The following is a 1,245-nucleotide window of genomic DNA, read 5'->3' as shown; positions in this document are numbered from 1 at the left end:
CACCCGCCCCGACCCGACCGGCGCGGTTGCGGCTCCACCCGCTCGACGCGGTCGCGGTGGCGCTCGCGCTGGCCGGGGCGGTCTGTGTCGCTACCGGTCTGCTGCCTCGCCCCGACGCCGCCGCCACCCTCGGCCGGATCCTGCCGCTGCTGCTCTTCCTCGGCACGGTGGTGGTGCTCGCCGAGCTGGCCGCCGCGGCCGGCGTCTTCGACGTGCTCGCCTCCCGGCTGGCCGTCGCGGCCCGGGGCAGCTGGCGGGCGCTCTTCGCGCTCTGTGTCGGATTCGTCGCCACCACCACTGTCGTGCTCAACCTGGACACCACAGCGGTGCTGCTCACCCCGGTGCTGCTGGCGCTGGCGGTCACCCTGCGCACGGCGGTGGCACCACTTGCCGTCACCACCGTCTGGCTGGCCAACACGGCGAGCCTGCTGCTGCCGGTGTCCAACCTGACGAACCTGCTGGCCGCGGACCGGATCGGGCTCGACCCGCTGGCGTACGCGAAAGTCATGTGGCTGCCGCAGCTGGCCGTCCTCGCGGTGACCACCGTCCTGCTGTGGTGCTTCTGGTGGCGTCGGGACCGGCCGGCCGACGGCCGGTTCCGCCCACCCGCGGTGCACCGGCCGAACGATCCGGTGCTGTACCGCACCGCGCTCGCCGGCTGCCTGCTCCTGGTCGGCGCGACCCTGGCCGGCGTACCGGTCGGCCTCGCCTCGGCGGTCGCCACCGGGTTGCTGGTGCTCGCCTTCGTGATCCGTTCCCCCGGCACACTGCGCCCGGCGCTGCTGCCGTGGCGGCTGCTGGTCTTCGTCGCCGGGCTCTTCCTGGTGATCCAGACGATCGGTCAGCACGGGCTCAACGACCTGATGGCGTGGCTCGCCGGGCCGGACGGCGGGGTGTGGGGCGCGTTGCGTGCGAGCGGCACCGGCGTGCTGTCGGCCAACGTGGTGAACAACCTGCCCGCCTACCTGGCCGGCGAGGCGGTGCTGCCGGCCCACGACCGGCAGCGGCTGCTCGCGCTGCTGGTCGGTACCAACATCGGGCCGTTGGCCCTGCCCTGGGCCTCGCTCGCCACCCTGCTGTGGCTGGAGCGCTGCCGGGCCGCCCGGGTGACCATTCCGATGACCCGTTTCCTGCTCACCAGCGCCGCCCTGGCCCTCCTCGGCACCCTGGCCGCCACCGCCGCCCTCCTCCTCACCACCTGACCCCACCCCCACCCGACTCCCGCCGTTGATCATGAGGTTAGCG

1 protein-coding gene is annotated in these 1,245 nt (G+C 74.0%); it reads left to right on the top strand.

The window, feature by feature from the left end:
* On the top strand, nt 1-1,202 hold a 1,202-nt coding region (locus C1I93_RS30585), incomplete at its 5' end, for an ArsB/NhaD family transporter (RefSeq protein WP_309148227.1).
* Nucleotides 1,203-1,245 lie beyond the last annotated feature (43 nt).

The organism is Micromonospora endophytica (genome assembly GCF_003236305.1).
GTDB lineage: Bacteria > Actinomycetota > Actinomycetes > Mycobacteriales > Micromonosporaceae > Micromonospora > Micromonospora endophytica.
The sequence above is the reverse complement of the archived record's forward strand: the minus strand, read 5'-3'. Positions and strand labels throughout refer to the sequence as shown.